Below are 21,455 nucleotides of genomic sequence, written 5' to 3' on the forward strand. Positions count from 1 at the left end.
GAATCCTAGGTCGCCGATGCGTCGTACCAATCCAGGCCCAGGTCCAACCACGTCGCTTGGTGCGTCAACGCGCCGCTGCTGATGCGTTCCACGCCGGTCGCGGCGATCGCAGCGATCGTGTCAATCGTGACGGTCCCGGAAACTTCCAATTCGACCGCGGGATTCAGTTCGTCGCGAAGCCGGACGGCCGCCCGGATGTCGTCGAGCGTGAAATTGTCGATCAACACGATGTCGGGACCGGCCGGCAGCACCTCGCGCAGTTGGTCCAACGTGTCGACTTCGATTTCGACGATTGGCGGTGCCGTCATCCGCTGGATCTGGCCGCCCCGCCATTGCAACGCTTTTTCCACCGCGACCCGCGGCGACATCGGCCGGCCGGCGGTGCCGCCGAGTTGCAAGTGGTTGTCCTTGATCAAGAATCCGTCATAGAGCCCACGGCGATGGTTACGCCCCCCGCCACACGTCACCGCGTACTTTTCCAATAGCCTCCAACCAGGTGTCGTCTTCCGCGTGTCGTAAATCGACGCCTTGGAACCGGAGATCGCGTCCACATAAGTTTTCGCTTGGGTTGCGACGCCGCACAGACGCGATAGCAGATTCAAAACCGTCCGTTCGCTGGTCAGCAGATCGCGGACGTTGCCACGCAATCGCGCGATCGCTTGCCCGGGGACCAACGCCTGGCCGTCCTCGGCGAGCACTTCCAATTCGAGATCGGCTTGGAATTCATCCACGATCCAGGGCAAGATGGCCATTCCGGCGGTGACGCCCGATTGGCGCGGGACGATTTCACAGCCGCCACGCCGCTCGTCGTCGACCATGCAGACGCTGGTCCAGTCCACCGAATCGCTCAGGTCCTCGGCGATCGCCAACCGGACCAGCAATCGGGTGTCGTTCTCCAGAGAGGAATCGGCGGTGACGGTGACGTAGTCGGGCATGATGAATCGGGCGGGTGGACGGCAAACGCTAGCAAAATCAATTTAAAGAAAGTCGCCCCAAGATCGCGTCGAACGTCTTGCGGCCGCCGATGCGATGCAAAAACATGACATCGGTGGCGGGAACTCTAACGCGACTCGGTGTAGGCGTGAATCACAGGCAGACGCGGATGAACGCGGAAACGGACCGGAGTTTACCATCGCTGTTGCATCCGGCGGTTCAAAACGCCACCGCTGCGCTGTCATTGGTTGCGATGGTGACGATCGCCGGGCTGGCGTTTTGGAGCGGTACGCCACGCCGGCTGGCCGATCCGGAGACGGCCCGGAGCGTCCAGCCGCCCTTTCAAATCAATCTCAACGAGGCCGGAAAACGCGAATTGATGCTGCTGCCCGGCGTCGGGGAGCGGACGGCGAATCGGATTTTGGAAGATCGCGAACGCAAGGGCCCGTTTCTTTCGCTGCATGATCTGCAGCGGGTGCCCGGAATCGGCCCGAAAACGATCCAAGAGATTTCGCCGCATTGCCGCCCGGTGAGCGACACGGGCGGTCCGTCGGACGATCGGTTGGTAGCCGAGCGGTAGGCTTGGAAGTCGCTACGCTCGATGCGAGCGTGGACAGCACAGGGAATCCACCAGTTTGTTCGACGATTCACCGTCCGACCTCCCTTCGCCGCGCTCGACCTTCCTGCCGGGAGGGTGATTTCCAACACCGCACGACCTCGGCAGGGAGGGTGGATTCCGCGCCCGGCGATCAAATCAGCTGCTTGGCCGCGTCGCACAGCGATTGGGCTTCGGTTTCGGATTCCGCTTCGGCGATCATCCGCACGATCGGTTCGGTGTTGCTGCCGCGGACCAGCAACCAGCGATCCGGCCAGGCCAGTCGCAGCCCGTCGCTCTGGTCGACGCTGGCGTCGGAGAATTTTTCGCGAAGTTGTTGAAAAAGTTCGGGCAAGCGATCGGTCGACACCGCCGCTTTGTCTTTGCAGATGGCCAGTTTGGGCAGCGCATCGGCAAGTTCGGCCAACGACTTTCCGGTCGAGGCCATCAGGTCCAACACTTGGGCCATAGCGACGAAGCTGTCGCGGACGTAACCGACCCGCGGGTCGATCGGCCCGCCGTTGCCTTCGCCGCCGTAGGTGGCTTGGTTGGCGATCATTTTGTCGGCCACGTTGGCTTCACCGACGGCGCTGCGATAGGCTTTCACGCCGGCCGCTTCGGCCAACCGTTCGCTCATCCCGCTGGTCGCCCCATTGATAACGATCGGACCGCGAGTCGCTTCGTCGGCCAGGGCGCGTTGAACACACAATGCCAACGTGTACTCTTCGCCGATATAGCGACCGGCGCCATCGATCAATGCCAACCGGTCGGCGTCGGGGTCTTGGCAAAATCCGACGGCACACCCGGACTTGGAAACCGTTTCGGCGACCCCGGCCAGGTTTTCGGCGGTCGGTTCGGGGACGTGTTCGAATTGGCCGTCGGGAGTATCGCCGAGCGCGGTCACGTCGCAACCGAGTGCTTCCAGCAATCGCACGCCCAGCAAGCCGCCGGCACCATGGTTGCTGTCGATCAGCACTCGGTAGCCAGCCGTCCGAATCGCATCGACATCGACCGTCTTGAGGACGGCGTCCAGGTGCGGTTGGTGTGGATCGGACTCGGTTTGCACGTCGCCGATTTGGTCGAACGGGCACCAGGCGGCGGTTTCGGCCAAATAGGCGTCACGGATTTTTGCACCGGTGTCTGCGTCGAGCACGCGTCCGTCGCCGCCGAACAGCTTGATCCCGTTGTAGGGCGGCGGGTTGTGGCTGGCGGAGATTTGCACGGCACCGGCGGCGCCGGTGTGTTTGACCAGCACGCCGATCGTGGGTGTGGAGGCCACGTCGGCGTCAATCACGTTGCGACCGCAGGCCCGCAGGGCGGCGACGATCGCATCCCGCAGCATCGGGCCGCTGCTGCGTCCGTCTCGGCCGACGATGATCGTGCCGGCCGGCAATTCCGCGGCGAATGCCGCCACGTAGCCGCCGGCGACGACGGGGGTCAACGTTTCGCCGACGATTCCGCGGAGTCCGCTGACGCTGATGATTAACTTGCTCATCCAATGGTTCCGATTGCGCTAAAGATTCGAGACAAGGCGCCGTTGCCCTCCATGACTCTGGTTCGTTCGGCCGCCGAGTCAACCGGTCGTTGCAAAGCACACCGATAAATAAATAGAATCGCCCGCGACCGAATCGGCAAGAACATCTGATCGCCTTTCCGCTGAACCACAGGCCCCCCTCTCGATGAACGCTACCGACGCCCTGGCCGCCGCACGACAAGCGGTTTCCGACGGAAAATTGAGCGAAACGGCTGTTGAAAACATCCAACGCTGGCTGACCGAAGATCGTTATGCACAGTACCGTGATCAGGTCGCCGCCGAAATCGCCCAGCAGAAGTGGCAAGCACTCGACGACGCGTTTTGGACCATCATCCCGTTCGGAACCGGCGGCCGCCGCGGACGCATGCACCCGATCGGTTCCAACGCCATCAACGATCGCACGATCGGCGAAAGTGCCCAGGGGCTGGCCGATTATGTCGTCGACTACCACAAGGGGCAAAAGGATCTGTCGTGCGTGATCGCGTATGACACGCGGCACCAATCGCGTCATTTCGCCGAACTGTGTGCCGGAATCATGGTCGCGGCCGGGTTCAAGGTCTATTTCTTGGACGACTATCGCGCCACGCCCCAGTTGTCGTTTGCCGTCCGGTACAAGAATTGTGATTGCGGCATCATGGTCACCGCCAGCCACAATCCACCCAGCGACAACGCCGTCAAAGTCTATTGGTCCAGTGGTGCGCAAGTTCTGCCGCCGCACGACAAAGCCATCATCGACCGCGTGATGAGCTGCGAAGAGATCCGCGTCACGCCCTTCGCAGAGGCTCAAGCCGAAGGCAAGGTTGAGATCATTACCAAAGAAATCGACGAAGCTTTCGTGAAGGTCGCTTCCGAGCAGGCGTTCGAGGGATCGCGGGACGTCCGGATTTTGTACACGCCGCTGCACGGGGTGGGCGCCGAAGCCGTGATGCCGTTGTTAGCCGCCGACGGTTTTACCGACGTCGAAGTGTACGGTCCGCATGCCGAAAAGAGCGGCGATTTTCCCAACGTCCCGGGTCATGTTTCCAACCCCGAGAACAAAGCCGTTTTTGATGCTCCCGTCGAATACGCCCAAGCGGGCGGTTTCGACTTGGTTCTGGCCACCGACCCCGATTGTGATCGCTTGGGTGTCGCCGCACCGTTGACGTTGGATCCGTCCGGCCCGTGGGGGACGTTCAACGGGAATCAAATCGGCGCGTTGTTGGCCGATTACATCTTGGGAAAACGCAAACAAGCGGGCACGCTGTCAGCCGACCATTACGTGATCAAGACCTTGGTGACGACCGAATTGGTCCGCAGTCTGTGTGACAGCTATGGCGTCCGCTGTGTCGGAGATTTGCTGGTCGGGTTCAAGTACATCGCCCAGGCCATGGATGCCAACGGCCCGGACAAGTTCGTGTTCGGCACCGAAGAATCACACGGCTATCTGGTCGGTCAGTACTGCCGCGACAAAGACGGCGCGGTCGCCTGCATGTTGTTGAGCGAATTGGCGGCCGATATGAAACAACGCGGGGTGTCGATGCACGAACATCTGGCCGCACTCTATCGCACCCACGGGCTGCACCGCGAACAGCTGATCAATCTGTTCATGGAAGGCAGCGAAGGGATGGCCGCGATGCAGCGTTTGATGAAGGCATTCCGTGAATCGCCGCCGGAGTCGATGGCCGGCATCCCGGTCACACGCGTCCGCGATTACTTGAACAGCGTCGCCACGGACACCGCGACCGGTGAATCCTCGCCGCTGGGCGATCCGGTCGGCAATCTGATCCTCATGGATCTGGCCGAAGAAGGGAATTACGTCGCCGCCCGCCCCAGCGGCACCGAGCCCAAAATCAAACTCTACGTGTTCACCAAGCTGAGCGCCGACGAGTCCCAAGACCTGGATGTCGCCGCGGAAAAACTCGGCCAGCGACTCGAGGCCCTGGAATCCGACATGCGAGCCTTCGCCAAAGCCAACAGCTGAGGGATCGGTGGGATTGGCTCCGGCCTGTCGCCCGCGGGGCCGAGCGAGACGACGTAAAAAAGGACGTCGTACACCCCTCACCCCACCACTTCTTGCACCCATCGGTCCGATCATGAGGATCTGTCGCGGTTTGCCTCAGCTCCAAGCTGGCCGGTCCCGCAAAGCGCGACGCTAGTGTGCCGCGCCGACCGGTTGGATCTGCAATAGCGTCCCGGTCGCTCGTTTCAGTCGCGAGGTGCTGAGCGTGTAGTCGATTTGCGCGCGGGCGAATCCGACTTCTTCCAACAGCAATCGATCCTGGGCGTCCAGCAAGTCCTCCAACAGCGAGTTGGCCGAGTACCCGTCGCCGGGCAATTCACGCCAGCGATTAGAAATCAGATCGACGTACTCTTGGGCAGAAACCATCGCGACGTAGCGTGCGCCGAGTTCGCGGTGACTGGTTTCGACTTCGCGCACCGCCGCGGCGACTTCAGCGTGCAGTTTGGCGATCGTTTCGCCCAAACGGCCGGCCAGCTTACGCAGTTCGGCTTGACGACGCATCACGTTGGCCTTGGCCGCGCGGCGTTGCAACGGAACTTCAAAGAGCAGCCCGGCGCTATAGCTGGGCTCACCGACACTGAACTGGTCGATCCAGGAACCGCCGATGTCTTGGCTTCCCCGCAGACCGCTGACATAAGTTTCCAGCACCAGATCCAACATCGGCAACAATTCATTGCAGGCGACGTTCAATCGGACGCGTGCGGTGTCCAATTCGCGGGCGACCTCATTCATTTCACTCCGCTGCTGCAGTGCCGTGACGACGGCGTCTTCCATCGACACCGGGACCAGCGTCAACGAGGGCGGTCGAGCCGGAATGATCTCCACCGTCTTGTCATCACTCAAGCGAGGAGAATTGACAAGCATCCGCAGTTGGTCTTCCGCGTTGCGAATCGCAGTCACGGCTCGAGCGAGTTCGGAACTCCGCGTCGCAACTGCCGCTTCGGCGCGTTTCAGCTGGCTCTCAAGCGCGTCCAAGTCCTGTCGGTTCTCCAACCAGTCATGAATCGATTTGGCTTGATTCAAGTGGCGAATCCGCAGCAACAGCGACGCCCGCTGGTAGTACAGGTTCCACATCGATTCCTGGACGCGAAGCAGATGATCTTGGATCGTGGTCGTCGCCGCTTCGTTGGCGATCTGGGTGTCCAGCTTGGCCAACACGATCAGGCTTCGGTTGTAGGCCTGTCCCGCGCCGTTGAGCAGCGGTTGGTTGAAACTGAGCGTCAACCGGGAATTGCCCTGGTTGTCTGGGGTAAAGAATTGCGAGCTGCTGTCCCGCAGCCCGATCTGCTGTCCGATCTCAAATTCCGCCCCGCTCTGGGTCTTCCGTCGCACGCCGCCGGAGAACGAGAAGTCTTCTTCACGCAGCCGATCGACGTTGGTGCCCGCGTCCAGATCGCTTCCCGTGGGCACGCTGGTGCGAACAAATTTTGATTCGACAAACGCGGTCGGGTCAAAATCCGCCGCCGCGCGTGTGATGCCTGTCCGTGCGATGCAGATGTTTTCGTTGACCGCCGCGATCCGAAAGCTGTGCCGAAGCGCTTCTAAAATCAAACTGTCCCCGTCGACGACAACCGATGATGCGGAGAGTTCAAACGGAGCCGTCGCGGTGGCTTCCCACCAGGGCCGGTAGGTATCAGAGATGGGAGACCGCTGCGCCATCGACTTCAGGAATTGCTTGACCGAAGCGGACGTCACTTGCGTCGGAGCGGCGGACGTGGAAATCGTCGTTTCGTTCAACCATTCCTTCGGCACCTCACCGACGACCAACGGGTCCGGATTCATCGCCACGTAGGAGGGTGGCGGTCCAGGCGGAAGAGCGTTGTGGCTGGGAGTGTCCGAGCGATTTTCGAGGTCCATCGCCGCCACCAGAGGAAACTGTGTGGCCGGTTCCGCGTAGACTTCCGTCAATTCCACTCCCGTGTTGTTCACTCGCGACGGTGGGGCCGTGGTTTCCGCCAGCCAGGAGGGCAGGTCCTGCGTTTGCGCACCCACCGATCCCGCGACCGAAAAACAGGTCGCCAGCGCGATGAAGCAGTTGCAAACGGTCCGTCCCATGAGGCACTCCATCCGTGGAGTTTGTTGATGCGGGGGCACACTCCCGCCAATCTTCTATCCGCATGTCGTTCATCGGTTCCCAACCCGCTTTCGGACTCCCGCCAGCGGAGACAACTGCCATGCAAATCGACCACCGCGTCGAATCCTCGGAATGCTCGGCAGGCTCGACGGGAACGGTCCAATAGTGATAACCGCTAAAGACCGCCTTGGCGTTGCGAGTGTTGAGGTGACGCGGACAAGCCGCCGGCGGATTCTGACCTACTTTTAAGAGACGAATTCTCACTTTCCAATCCGAACCACCCGAGACTCCGACATGCCGTGGCGCCGACGCAAACGCGAACGCAAGCATGATTCATCGTCAATCCTGCGTGGCGGCCACCTGATCGATGCGGCCGTTCTGGAGAAGCGGTTGCTCTTTAGTGCGACGCCGATCGCACCACCGGTCGATCACATCGACGCGGAACCGGAGACGCAGCAGCCCTTTCCTGACGGCGTCAACGCTGCTGACGCAACGACTCATGCGGGGCAGGGGGATCCGTCGCAGGACGATCAACAGCGTCAACGGCGTCTGGAGGTCGCCTTCGTCGACGCCAGCATCGGCGATTATCAACCGTTGGTCGAGGCGCTGCGATCCGAGAGCGGCAACGCGGACTTGGAGATCTACCTGCTGGAAGGATCGCGCGACGGGATCGAACAAATCGGTGAAATCCTGTCGGCCTACAACCACTCGGCCTACAACGACGTCGACGCCGTGCACCTGCTGACCGATGGTGCCGACGGACAACTCCGTTTAGGGTCTTCCCTCGTGAATGCCGGCAATTTGGACGGATCGGCGGGAGACTTCGCGGCGTGGGGTTCTTCTTTGTCGCAAGACGCTGAGCTGATCCTGCACGGATTTCAAGCGACCCAAACGCCGGAAAGCCACACGATGCTGGAGGCGATTTCGGAGCTGACCGGGGCGACCGTCGCGGTCCCGACCTCAGATGCTGCACGAGCGGAGAGTGTTGCGGCCGACAGCAGCGCGGACGTCACTTCGGCGGACGAACAGCACACCGCGCGTGAAATCGTGGTCGTGGATCAAACCGCAGAGGACTATCAGCAGTTGCTGGCCGATCTACAGAGTGAACGTGGCGACGGACGGTCGTTCGAGGTGATCCTGCTGGATGGTCACAGTGACGGGATCGATCAGATCAGCCGGGCGCTGGCGCAGTATGACGACGTCGATGCGATTCACTTGGTCACGCACGGAACCGCCGGCCGATTGAAACTGGGCAACGCGTGGCTTTCGCTCGACAACCTGAACGACCATGCCGACACGATCGCTCTGTGGGGCGATTCGCTTCGCGTCGGCGCAGACGTGTTGATCTATGGCTGTGATCTGGCAGCCAATGAAGACGGACGAACACTGTCGACTTCCCTGGCAAGCCTGACCGGGGCTGACGTTGCGGCCAGCGATGACGACACGGGACACGCGATTTTTGGCGGCGACTGGGATCTGGAATACTCGACCGGAGCGATCGAAACCAGTTTGGCCTTCAGCCTGGACGTGCAACAGAACTGGGCCCATTTGTTGAACGTAACGATCGACAACACCACCACGGGTACCGCCGGAACGGGAGCGACAAGCACGTCATTCGCTCACGCGACGGCTGGAACGGACCGTTTGATGTTGGTTGGCATCTCTTTTGGTCAGGACATGGGCGATAGTGTCAGTTCGGTGACCTACAACGGTGTCGGTCTAACGTTGGTTGGGACTCAAGAGCACGCGGATCCGTCGAAGTCACGCGTGGAAATCTGGTCGCTGGTCGCACCGGACTTGGGCCCCCACAACATCGTGGTCAACTTTTCGGGCACGAGTCACCAGGGAGCGACCGTCGGTGTGATGACCTTCACCGATGTCGATCAAACGACTCCTGTGGGAACGTTTACCGGCGATCAAGGAACATCGGGAACGCCGTCGGTGACCGTTTCTTCGACCAGCAACGATCTGGTATTCGGCGTCGTCGGCGTGGACGACAACAGCGATTGGGACTTCACGCCCGGATCGGGTCAGACCGAGCATTGGGACCTGTTTTCTTCTCAAGCCAACGGTTCCGGAACCACCGAAGACGGTGCGGCATCGGTGGTGACATCGTGGACCTATGGAGCTTCCACCCCATGGGCCGCCGGTGCTGTGTCGATCAAGGCGGCGCCCCCGGCCAATGCGATCACCGTCGATACGACCAGTGACACCGTTGACGGTGACACGTCATCGATCACCGCCTTGCTGAGCAACAAAGGGACCGACGGATTCATCTCGCTGCGGGAAGCGATCCTTGCGGCCAACAACACGTCGGGGACCGATGACATTTATCTCGGTGCGGGCACACATACCCTGTCCATTTTGGGAGCCGGCGAAAACCTGGCAGCGACCGGTGACCTGGACATTACTGAAAGCGTCAACATCCATGGTGATTCGGCTTCTACAACGATCATCGATGGCAGCGGAATGGGGGCATCGCCCGACCGTGTCTTTGACGTGCTGGCCGGAACCGTCGTCAACGTCACGGACCTGACCATCACGGGTGGACAGGGTGGTGGCAGCGGTGGCGGCGGCGTCTACATTGCAACCGGCGCGGATTTGACGGTCACCAACGTGGTGTTGGAAAACAACAACAGCAACAATGGTGGCGCCATCCAAAACGACGGCATGTTCACTGCCCATACCACCGTCATCAGAAACAATACCGGCAACAGCGGTAGCGGCATCGACAACAGTGGAACGCTGGTTCTGGCCGATGTGGCCATCACCGGAAACAACGCCGGAAATGCAGGCGGCGGTGTTCGAAACAATGGAACGGCGACCCTGACCAACGTCACGCTCAGCGGTAACTCCGCGACGGCCGGAGCAGGCATTCACAATGGCGGCGGTTCGGCCGTGATGACCCTGACCAACGTGACCATCAGTACCAATACGGCGACCAACTCGGGCGGTGGAATCTGGACAAACCAGAACATCGACGCGACCAACGTCACGATCACGAATAACCAGGCCACGACGCCTTCGACGGGAACCGGCGGCGGCGTTCACATTGCCGGTGGCGGCGGTGACGTCACACTGAAAAACAGCATCTTGTACGGCAACACTGCGGCGATCGGCCCAGATGCGGATGCGGAATTGACATCGTCTGGATACAACATCGCCAGTGCCGCGGCGATTGTCGAGGTCGGATCCGACGATACGGTCAGCGATCCGATGCTGGGTGCGCTGACCGACAACGGGGGATTCACCGAAACACATGCATTGCTCGTCGGAAGCGTCGCGATCGACCCTGCGGGACTGACCGGCGCTCCCACAACAGATCAACGCGGCACCACGCGCGATGCGACGCCCGACATCGGAGCCTTTGAATACGTTGCAGCCGGCAACGCTTCCCCAACGATTTACAACTTGGCCGGGGACACATTGAACTACAGCGAAGGCGATGTGGCGACGGTCATCGAGCAAGGTGGAAACGTCACCGTCGGCGACGTCGATTCGTCTGACTTTGACACCGGCAACCTGACCGTGGCCATCACAACCGGCGGTGACTCGGGCGAAGACGTGCTCGCCATCCGTGATCAAGGTGTCGGTGTGGGCAACATCAGCGTCTCCGGCAGCGACGTTCGCTACGACTTCGGCGCCGGACCGGTTGTGATCGGGACCGTCACCGGAGGCACCGCGGGAGCGGATCTGGTGGTGACCTTCAACGCCAACGCCACCACCGCTGCGGCCGACGCGCTGGTCGAAAACATCACCTACCGCAATACCGATACCGACAACCCGACGACCTCCGCACGAACGATTCGATTCACGCTCAACGACGGCGACGGCGGAACCAGCGCCGCACACGACACCACCGTCAATGTCGCCGCACATAACGATACCCCGACGATCAGCAATCTGACCGGGGACACGTTGAACTACAGCGAAGGCGATGCGGCGACGGTCATCGAGCAAGGCGGAAACGTCACCGTCGGCGACGTCGATTCGGCCGACTTCGACACCGGCAACCTGACCGTGGCCATCACAACCGGCGGCGATTCCGGCGAAGACGTGCTCGCCATCCGTGATCAAGGCGCCGGCGTGGGCAACATCAGCGTCTCCGGCAGCGACGTTCGCTACGACTTCGGCGCAGGACCGGTCGTGATCGGGACCTTCACCGGAGGGACCGCGGGAGCGGATCTGGTGGTGACCTTCAACGCCAACGCCACCACCGCTGCGGCCGACGCGCTGGTCGAAAACATCACCTACCGCAATACCGATACCGACAACCCGACGACCTCCGCCCGAACGATTCGATTCACGCTCAACGACGGCGACGGCGGAACCAGCACCGCCCACGACGCCACCGTCAATGTCGCCGCACAAAACGATGCCCCGACGATCAGCAATCTGACCGGGGATACTTTGGCCTATCTCCCCGCATCCGGCCCGCTTGTAATCGAATTTGGCGGTGATGCGACGGTCTCTGACGTCGACTCAGCCGACTTCGATTCGGGAAGCCTGACCGTTTCGGTCGCCTCAGGGAACGATGCCAGCGAAGACGTTCTGGCGATCCGCAATCAGGGGACCAACCCCGGTGAAATCAGCGTCTCGGGCTCGAACGTCTATTACAACTTCGGCGCCGGAGCGGTGTTGATCGGGACCTGGTCGGGTGGCTCAGGCGGGGCCGACTTGGTCGTGTCACTGAACGCGGCGGCCGATGCGACAGCGACCACGGCACTGGTGCGAAACATCACCTACGAAAACACCGACACCGTGGCGCCGACCACGGGGACGCGCACGATTCGCTTCACCGTCAACGATGGTGACGGCGCCATCAGTTTGAACCACGATGCCACCGTCACCGTGGTGAAAGGCGCTCCGGGCGGAGTCGCGAACGGTCTGAAGTTGTGGTTGAAGGCCGATGCCGGTGTCACGATCGGATTGGGAGGGGTCAGCCAATGGGAAAATCAAGTCACCAACGCGACGCTGTCTGATCTCCAACAAGTCCTGTCGACCCAGCGCCCCGATCTGATCGCATCCGGATTGAATTTCAACCCGATCATTTCGTTCGACGGCATTGATGATCACTTGTCGGACCTCTCGGTTTGGGGAGCCGACCTGTTCGGGGCCGATTCCGCCTCCCTTTTCCTGGCTGGAAGTACGAACGGGTCCAATGGAGTGATGCTGCAGTGGATCGACACGCTCAGCAACCGGGTCAACCTAGAGGACGACCTTCGATTCGACTTCGGCGATCTGACCAATGATCAGCTGACCGCGCCAGCACCGAGCACGGGCTACCACATCATCAACGCGCAAGCGACGCCCGGTGCGCCGGCCGGCCTGAGCATCGACATCGATGGTCAGCAAACCGCTTCGGGTAGCGCGAGCGTCGGCAGCCCCCTGGACAACAACCAGTTCGGACAGTTCTTCTTGGGTGAATACCCCGGCGGTGGATTCAACGATGACTTGGACCTCGGCGAAGTCGTTATCTATTCGACAGACCTCAGTACCATCGACCGTTTGAAGGTGGACTCTTACCTAGCGATTAAGTATGGCATCACACTCGGTCAAGTGAGCCCCGCAACCTATCGCGACTCCACCGGTACGGCGATCTGGAATGCGGCAGCGAACTCCGGGTTCGAGCATGACGTCGCGGGAATCGGCCAAGACAACGCCTCCTTACTTGCCCAGAATCAATCTCGATCGATCAACGCCGATGCCATCGTGACCATGTCCGGGGCTTCGAACCAAAACGACCGTGAATTCATGTTCTGGAGCAATGATGACGGGGCATTGACTGAGGTTGCCGCTGAACCGGCGGGCATCGCCAACCGACTCGATCGAATTTGGCGGGTCAGCGAAACAGGTGAGATCGGCACGACGACGATCTCATTTGATCTAAGCGGATTAACCTATAGCGGGGCGACGGCCGCCGATTTCAATCTGATCGTTGATAACAATACAGACTTTAATCTTGGAGCGACCTTGGTTTCCGCAGCGAGCTATGACGCCGGGACGGGAATCGTCACCTTCACGGGCGTGGATCTCGCTGACGGAAACTATTTCTCACTGGGGACATCGGTTCCGACCAATGACGCGCCAACGATCAACAATCTTTCCGGCGATACACTCAGCTACACCGAAGGGGACGCAGCGGCGGTAATTGAACAGGGGGGCAACGTCACCGTCACCGACGGTGACTCGGCTGACTTTGACACCGGCAATCTGACCGTGTCGGTCTTCGCCGGCGGTGACAACACCGAAGACGTCTTGGCCATCCGCGACCAAGGCCCTGGCGTCGGCAACATCACCGTCTCGGGCAGCAACGTCTTGTACGACTTCGGCGGCGGCCCCGTCGTGATCGGAACCTTTGCCGGTGGCAGCGGAGGTGCAAATCTGGTCGTCACCTTCAACGCCGGCGCCACGGCAACCGCGGCCGACGCGTTGATCGAAAACATCACCTATCAGAACACCGACACCACCGATCCCACGACTTCCGCACGCACGATCCGGTTCACGATCAATGATGGGGACGGCGGAACCAGCGTCGCCCACGACGCCACCGTCAACGTGGCGGCACAAAACGATGTGCCGGCAATCGATAATCTGGCCGGCGACACACTCAGCTACACCGAAGGTGACGCTGCGACGGTGATCGAACAGGGCGGCAACGTCACGCTGAGCGACGGTGACTCGGCAAACTTCGACACCGGCAACCTGACTGTGTCGGTCTTCGCCGGCGGCGACAACACCGAAGACGTTTTGGCGATCCGCGATCAGGGTCCCGGCGTCGGCAACATCACCGTCTCAGGCAGTAACGTCTTGTACGACTTCGGCGGCGGCCCCGTCGTGATCGGGACGTTTACCGGCGGCAGCGGTGGTGCGAATCTGGTCGTCACCTTCAACGCTGGCGCCACGGCAACCGCCGCCGACGCATTGATCGAAAACATCACCTATCAGAACACCGACACCACCAACCCCACGACCTCCGCGCGCACAATCCGATTCACGATCAACGACGGAGACGGCGGAACCAGCGTCGCCCATGACGCCACCGTCAACGTGGCGGCGAGCAATGCGGCGCCCGCGATCGACCTGGACACGAACGATTCCAGCGGCGCGAGCGGAGCAGACTTTGCCGGGACGTTTACCGAAGGCGGCCCGGCGGTGTTGATCGCCGACGCGGCCGACGCAATCCTGACCGACGTCGACTCGTCCAACTTGACCCAGTTGACCGTCACGATCACGAACCTGATTGACGGTGCCAGCGAGACGCTTGCGGCCAACACCAGCGGAACGTCCATCACCGCGGCCTATGCTGCGGGAACGCTGACGCTATCGGGAACGGACACGGTCGCCAACTACCAGCAAGTCCTTCGCACCATCACCTACCACAACGCCTCGTCCAATCCCGATGGGACCACTCGAGTCATCCAGGTGGTCGCCAGCGACGGTGGTTTGCCCAGCAACGTTGCGACGGCGCGAATCGCGATCACCACGGTCAACGACCCGCCGACGGCCACCGATGACAGTTTTTCCATGCAGGCGGGAAATACCCTGACGATCGGGGTCGGCGGACTGCTCGCCAACGACGTCGACTTGGACGGAAACTCCCTGACCGTGATTCCCGTCTCGGGGCCGATTTCAGGAACGTTGACGCTGGCCGCCGACGGCTCCTTTCAATTCACTCCAGCAGCAAACTTCAGCGGACCGGTGACGTTCACGTACGCCGTGACCGACGGCATCGCCACAAGCGCGCCGACGACCGTCACGATCCTGGTGGCCAAACCCAACAATCTGAGCGAGGTCACACTCGGAGACCTTGCCAGCATCGCCGCTGACCCGGCCCCGGAAGTAGAAACCGTGCCGGAGGTGCCGGCCGAAGAAGAGAATACAGAGGAAGACGTCGAAACGGAATCGGCCACGGAGATTACGTCGGTTATCGAAGCGGACGTCGACGTTCCGCCGGTGTTCACGCGAGCCTCGGTCATCCAGACCACCGATGACGAACTCCTGACGCTCAGCATGGTCCCCTTGAGCATGCTGGATCTGAGCGACGGCGACCAAGATTCCGAGCGGATCGCCAGGGTCGACGACGGTCAAAACGGCTACACGAATCGACAATCACGTTCCCAATCGAATCGCCCAAACGTTTCGACCCTCGGGATCGTCAAATTTGACAGCAAGCTGCTTTGGGGCGACATGGAAGGCATGCAGGACGATATCAAACAATCGGACGCCGCGCCGTACTACTTTGCCGGGACCTTCGCGGGATTCTCCGGCGCCCTCTCGGTCGGCTATGTGATGTGGACGGTTCGTGGCGGGTTGTTGGCAACCAGTTTACTGGCCCACCTGCCGGCATGGAGTCTGGTCGATCCGCTGCTGGTTCTGAATGAACTGGACGATGACGACGACAGCGACGACGATTCGTTGGAAGAACTGTTGGACAAGACCGAAAAAGAACGCGAGCAAAGCTCACCGACCGAGACTGCTTCCCAGTCATCGGCTTCAGGGGAAACCCTCACATGAATTTTTTGAGACTGGACGCCAAAACTCGGATCTCGCTGGGGCTGGTCTGCATGCTCCTGTCGGTCTTGTCGGCAGCGATGATGCTGGGGATGGTGCCGGAGCGAGAATCGGCGATCCGCGAAGGTCGCGGCAATCTGTGTGAAACGATCGCGCTTGCCAGTTCGGAATACATCTCCTATGGCGAGACCCGTCGATTGGACCAGCTGCTCGAAGCGGTGGTCGACCGCAACGACGATGTCGTCTCGGCAGGCGTCCGACGCGCCAACGGTGATCTGGTTTCCGTGTTCGGCGACCATGAATCGGTCTGGCCGGCGGAGGAGTCGCGTCGATCGACCGATACTCACGTCCGCGTTCCGATTCGCAGCGGCAGGGACCGCTGGGGCGTGGTCGAGTTGTGTTTTCGGTCGTTGCACGATGACAGCTGGTGGGCGACGATCAACGACCCGTGGATGCTGATGTCCGGATTTGTCTGCCTGGCCAGCTTTCTGCTATTCCAGCTCTACCTGAAAAAGATGCTGGCCCATTTGGACCCTTCTAAAACGGTCCCCAAACGGGTGCGCACGGCACTCGACAACTTGGCCGAAGGCTTGCTCGTTTTGGATCGACAAGGACGCGTCGTGTTGGCCAACCAGTCCTTCGCCGACTGGGTCGGCAGCGACCCCGACAAACTGTTGGGCAAGAAGGCCGACGAGCTGCCCTGGAACTTGGATCACCTGGAAGGTTCACCCTGGCACGAGGCGGTGGTCTCCGAAACCGTGGTCTCCGGCGGCATGATCGAATTGGCACAGCCCGGCCAGCCGTCACGCACGCTGATCGCCAACGCGTCGCCCGTGCAGGGCGCCGAAGGCAAGTGTCGCGGCGTGCTGGTCAGTTTCGACGACGTGACACAGTTGGAGGAAACCAAACGTGACCTGACGGTCGCCAAACGCGCCGCCGACGACGCCAACCAGGCCAAGAGTGAGTTTTTGGCGCGGATGAGTCACGAGATTCGCACCCCGATGAACGCCATCCTGGGATACACCGACGTGCTGCGTCGCGGTTTCGACACCTCCGTGGCCGACCGACAAGAGTACTTGGACACGATCCACGGCAGCGGCGAACACCTGCTGGCGTTGATCAACGACATCTTGGATTTGTCAAAGGTCGAATCCGGACAGATGGAATTGGAACTCGGCCCCTGCTCGCCCTACAAACTGATCAAAGAAGTCGTCTCGCTGCTCCGCAGTAAAGCGGACGAAAAAGGCATCGCACTCAAATTTCGCAACGATGGCCTGTTGCCCAAGACCATCCAAGGCGATTCGGTACGGATGCGCCAGGCGATCATGAACCTGGCCGGCAACGCGATCAAATTCACCGACGAAGGAAGCGTCGAAATCATCGCCAGGATCGATCAGCAAGCCACCAAGCAACGCACCGACAAGAACCTCGTGCTGGCCATCGATGTCGCCGACACCGGGATCGGGATCTCCCCCGAAGCCCAAGCGAAAGTCTTTGAACCGTTCGCCCAAGCCGACACCTCGATCACCCGACGGTTCGGCGGCACCGGCCTGGGGCTGGCCATCAGCAAGCAACTGGCCGAAGCGATGGGTGGCGACATCTCGCTGGTCAGCACGCCCGGCCAAGGCACCACGTTCACGATCCGAATCTCGATCGGCAGCCCCGACGAATTGGAACTGATCGATCCGGCCGACCTGGCCGAATCGGAAACGCAATCGACCGCCCAGAAAGCCAAGGTGCGGCAATTGCCGCCGTGCAAGATTTTGGTCGCCGACGACGGATCGCCCAACCGAAAACTGCTGCAACTGGTCCTCGGCCAAGCCGGCGCCCAAGTCGTCGCGGTGGAAAACGGCCAATTGGCGATCGATGCGACGGACCAGCAAGAGTTTGACATCATCCTGATGGACATGCAGATGCCGGTGATGGACGGCTACACCGCAACACGCACGCTGCGCGCCGACGGCTACACCAAACCGATCTACGCATTGACGGCGAACGCGATGCAGGGCGATCAAGAAAAATGCTTTGATGCCGGCTGCAGCGGATTCCTGTCCAAGCCGATCAAGATCGATCACTTGCTGGAAACCCTTGCGGAAGAACTCGGTGGGGAAGTCGGTGAAGAACGCGATGGGGAACCCTGTGACGATTCCAGTTCAAAGTCCGGTGATGCACCAGCAAGTGATCCACCGGTCACCCCGTCGGAGATGACAGCGGAGATCGAGACGCCCGAGATCGAGACGCCGACCACCGCGATCGAATCGTCCGCGCCGGACGTCGAGAAAGTCACCTGCAGTTATCCGTTGGATGACCCCGACTTTTTGGAGATCGCCCAGGACTTCGTCGATGCCTTGCGATCACGATTGCCAGGCTTGGGGCAACTGTTGCAGCAACAACAGTTCAGCGAGCTGGCGTCCGAAGCTCACTGGTTGAAAGGTGTCAGCGGCAGCGCGGGTTTCGAACAGTTTGTCGATCCGGCGTATACGCTTCAGCGGCAAGCCGAGGCCCACGATACCGATGCCTGTCAGGCCCCCCTGCAACGGATCTACAGCCTGGCCTCGCGGATCGATCTGCCCGGTGAGGTGGCCGCTTCACCGATCCCGTTGGCCGCCCCGGTCAGCAACGCCCAACCGCCCGACCGATCGTCGGCACCGGAACTCGATCAACAACCGATCCATTCGACGCTGCCGATGGACGACCCGGAATTCCGCGAGATCGTGGTCGACTTCTTGCAACGCCTGGATGACAAATTGTCGGAAATGGATCAGGCGATCGATCAGCATCGCTGGGACGACGTTGCCTCACTGGCGCATTGGTTGCGCGGCACCAGCGGCTCGCTGGGGCTGCCGCAATTCAACACGCCGACGTTGGCGATGGAACGCTTTGCGGAATTGGGGGACGAAGGCACCACGCGACTGGTGATGGAAGACATCCACTTGATTGCCGGTCGGATCGTCGTCCCCGTCGCCTGATGTGCGTCATAATCGCTCAGTGCAGGCGTCGCAGATTGGGCTGTCCCGCACAGACTGTGACGCCGACGCACGTATCTGTGCGATGAACATCGAACTTTAATCTTTGCCGCCTGCTGGCACGCAATGTGCAGACATCGATCGCTTATAACGGCTTGTTGATTGAGCCGATCACAAGTTCTGCTCACGTCGATGATTTTTCTCTCAAGGGACGCAATGATGGTTGCCCAACAAGATGTTTATTCCCGACCCATCAAAGACATCATGAATCGCGATGTGGTCACGATTAACGCGGCCGGAACGATTCACGAAGCGTTGATTCTGATGGAAGAGAATCGTGTCTCCACGCTGCCGGTGGTCGACAACGACGACCACTGTGTCGGAATCCTGTCGACGTCGGACTTGGTGGACATGACCCGCGATGTGGACGACGACGTCTACGAACTGGACCATGCCGATCCAGCCAGCCAACGCTTTTTGGTCGAGAAGTTGATCCACAGCATGGGCAGCGAATCGATTCAATCCTTCATGAGCGAATCGGTTTGCACGGTCGACGCCAAGGCCACCATCCTGAAAGCCGTCCGCACGATGCTGAAGGACCAAATCCATCACCTGCCGGTGCTGGATGACAACGGCCGCTTGGTCGGGATCATTTCGACCATGGATATCCTGGGGGAATTTGCAGACGCATTCCCGGAATAGTCTAATAGGGTTCAGGCCCCTCATGCTTTGTCAGCGTTAAATTTCCGGGTTGCGTTTGTCGAGCGGAAAAGGGGTCAGGTACCAAAAACCAAATGGCCCGAAGGGTGCTTCGCATTTTTGGTACCTGACCCCTTTTCCCCGGCCGCGCCCCTCGGGGCCAGCAGTGATGAGCAATTCGGCGAGAAAGAAAACCAGCGATGCGAAACGAACTCGAAGAAGCCCTCCGACAACTCCACACGGCCTTGGAGTCGATCGAGACCCTGGAGCCAGACGAGGCGGAGCGGCTGCGGCGGGCCGCCGAAGAGATCTCCAGCACGTTGGACGAACAAGAGGTGGATTCGGCCTCACTGGCTAAACGATTGCAAGAGCAAACCGAAGCGTTCCAGGAGTCTCATCCGGTGCTCACCCGGACCGTCGGCCGGATCGCCGACATGCTGGCCCAGATGGGGATTTAGATCGTCCAACACTCGCCGGCGGGAAGCGTCAGCGAGCGGCCACGTCGAAACCACACCTCCGCCGGCCACTCGCTCACTCGACGCTGCGGATTCGACTAGAATATCGAGCCTTCGGTTTCCCCCTTTCGCACCCGCCCACGCCAACCTCCGATGCTCGCCCGAATCTCGCTTTGCCTCCTCACCGTCCTCACTTCGTCACTCTTGCTGACAACGGCCGGTTTCGCCGCCGAGCGGAACGTCATCTTCATCATCACCGACGATGAGAGCCCGACGTTGGGGTGTTACGGCGACCCGGCCGCGAAGACTCCGGCGATCGACGCCGTGGCCGCCGACGGCATGGTGTTTCGCAACGCGTTTGCCACAACCGCCTCCTGCAGTGCCAGTCGCAGCGTGGTGATGAGCGGCTTGCACAATCACCGCAACGGACAGTTCGGGCACCAACATCATTATCACAAATTCGCCTCCTTTCACGACGTCGTCTCGCTGGCCCTGCCGCGGGTGATGCAGCGAGCCGGTTACCGCACCGCCCAGATCGGCAAGTACCACGTCGCCCCGGAGACGGTCTATCAATTCGAAACCTACCTGAACGCCAACTCGCGAAACGCGGTCGAGATGGCGGAAACGTCGAAAGCGTTCCTGACCGACAGCGAAGATGATCGCCCGTTCTTCCTGTACTTCGCGACCTCCGACCCCCACCGCGGCGGCGGGGTCGATCGAAGCAGCGAATCGGAATTGAAACCCAACCTGTTCGGCAATAAACCGAATCGGGGCTCCTTTCCCGGTGTCGAGGAAGTCTTCTTTGATCCCGCCGACGTCACCGTCCCGCCGTTCTTGCCCGACACGCCCGAAACGCGTGAAGAGCTGGCGCAGTACTATCAGTCATGCTCGCGAATCGATTCCGGCGTCGCGCGACTGGTCCAGATCTTGAAGGAAGCCGACCTGTACGACAAAACCATGATCGTCTTCACAAGCGATCACGGGATGGCGTTTGCCGGTGGAAAGACGACGGTTTACGAAGGCGGTTTGCGGGTCCCGTTCGTCGTACGCGATCCGTATCAGCCCGAGCGAGGTGTTCAGTCCGATTCGCTGGTCAGCCACATCGACATCACCCCCAGCCTGCTCGACTTCGCCGGCGGCTTGGATCCCGAAACCAACGGTCCCAAGAACCCCTTGAACGCCAACAAGTTTTGGAAGCAGCGTGGCGAAGCACTCAAGGAAAACCGCAATGGAAACAAACCGTTTGTGTCGTACCATGGCAAGTCCTGGATGCCTGTGTTGGCCAACCCCGACCAACCGCACCATGAAACCATCATGGCGTCGCATACGTTTCACGAGATCCAGATGTACTATCCGATGCGTGTCGTTCGCGACCAGGATTTCAAATTGATCTGGAACATCGCCCACCCGCTTCCCTATCCGTTCGCTTCGGATCTGTGGGCCGCCAGCAGCTGGCAAGCCCAATTGGCCAAGGGCGAAGATGCCCCCTACGGCCAGATGACGGTCGGGCGCTACGTCCAGCGTCCCGAGTTCGAATTGTACGACATGCGAACCGACCCCAATGAATCAACCAACCTGGCGACCAGCGCAGGCCACGCCGATGTGTTGGAAAAATACAAAGCGAAACTGAAAGCGATGCAACAGGAGTTTGACGACCCCTGGATCTTGAAGTGGAAGTACGAGTGA

10 protein-coding genes are annotated in these 21,455 nt (G+C 60.6%); 7 read left to right on the forward strand and 3 right to left on the reverse strand.

The genetic code is table 11. From position 1 onward, the window contains the following. Window positions 1-5: 5 nt before the first annotated feature. Window positions 6-935 (reverse strand): carboxylating nicotinate-nucleotide diphosphorylase, encoded by a 930-nt coding sequence (gene nadC, locus H1B37_RS15660; protein WP_182867600.1) that lies wholly within the window; start codon window positions 933-935, stop codon window positions 6-8. A gap of 146 nt (window positions 936-1,081) precedes the next feature. On the opposite strand from nadC, the gene H1B37_RS15665 reads away from it, so the two are divergent. Beyond that, complete coding sequence (locus H1B37_RS15665; protein WP_220498220.1) at window positions 1,082-1,513, forward strand: ComEA family DNA-binding protein; 432 nt, start codon at window positions 1,082-1,084, stop codon at window positions 1,511-1,513. Window positions 1,514-1,682: 169 nt separating this feature from the next. Here the strand turns inward: H1B37_RS15665 and glmM are convergent, their stop codons facing one another. Beyond that, window positions 1,683-3,023: a phosphoglucosamine mutase gene (gene glmM, locus H1B37_RS15670; RefSeq protein WP_182867601.1), complete on the reverse strand. Its 1,341-nt coding sequence runs from the start codon at window positions 3,021-3,023 to the stop codon at window positions 1,683-1,685. A gap of 184 nt (window positions 3,024-3,207) precedes the next feature. Between glmM and H1B37_RS15675 the strand changes: the two genes are divergently transcribed. After that, window positions 3,208-5,022 (forward strand): phospho-sugar mutase, encoded by a 1,815-nt coding sequence (locus tag H1B37_RS15675; RefSeq protein ID WP_182867602.1) that lies wholly within the window; start codon window positions 3,208-3,210, stop codon window positions 5,020-5,022. Window positions 5,023-5,193: 171 nt separating this feature from the next. Here H1B37_RS15675 and H1B37_RS15680 read toward each other — a convergent pair whose 3' ends face one another. Next, window positions 5,194-7,116, reverse strand: a complete 1,923-nt coding sequence (locus tag H1B37_RS15680) for a TolC family protein (protein ID WP_182867603.1) — start codon at window positions 7,114-7,116, stop codon at window positions 5,194-5,196. A gap of 313 nt (window positions 7,117-7,429) precedes the next feature. On the opposite strand from H1B37_RS15680, the gene H1B37_RS15685 reads away from it, so the two are divergent. The 5 genes from H1B37_RS15685 to H1B37_RS15705 all read left to right on the forward strand — a co-directional run bounded on the left by H1B37_RS15685 (window position 7,430) and on the right by H1B37_RS15705 (window position 21,455). After that, a complete protein-coding gene (locus tag H1B37_RS15685) occupies window positions 7,430-15,652 on the forward strand; it encodes a DUF4347 domain-containing protein (protein ID WP_182867604.1) in 8,223 nt (2,740 codons plus the stop codon). After that, window positions 15,649-18,618 carry an ATP-binding protein gene (locus H1B37_RS15690; RefSeq protein WP_182867605.1) on the forward strand — a complete coding sequence of 990 codons (2,970 nt, stop codon included), beginning with the start codon at window positions 15,649-15,651 and terminating at the stop codon, window positions 18,616-18,618. The genes H1B37_RS15685 and H1B37_RS15690 overlap by 4 nt, the downstream gene beginning before the upstream one ends. Window positions 18,619-18,879: 261 nt before the next feature. Further along, window positions 18,880-19,317, forward strand: coding sequence for a CBS domain-containing protein (locus tag H1B37_RS15695; RefSeq protein WP_182867606.1), 438 nt, complete (start codon window positions 18,880-18,882; stop codon window positions 19,315-19,317). A gap of 197 nt (window positions 19,318-19,514) precedes the next feature. Continuing rightward, on the forward strand, window positions 19,515-19,772 hold the full coding sequence (locus H1B37_RS15700; protein WP_147866753.1) for a DUF4404 family protein: 258 nt from the start codon (window positions 19,515-19,517) through the stop codon (window positions 19,770-19,772). A gap of 150 nt (window positions 19,773-19,922) precedes the next feature. Beyond that, a complete protein-coding gene (locus H1B37_RS15705) occupies window positions 19,923-21,455 on the forward strand; it encodes a sulfatase family protein (RefSeq protein WP_182867607.1) in 1,533 nt (510 codons plus the stop codon).

The organism is Stieleria mannarensis (assembly GCF_014154935.1).
Taxonomy (GTDB): Bacteria; Planctomycetota; Planctomycetia; order Pirellulales; family Pirellulaceae; genus Stieleria; species Stieleria mannarensis.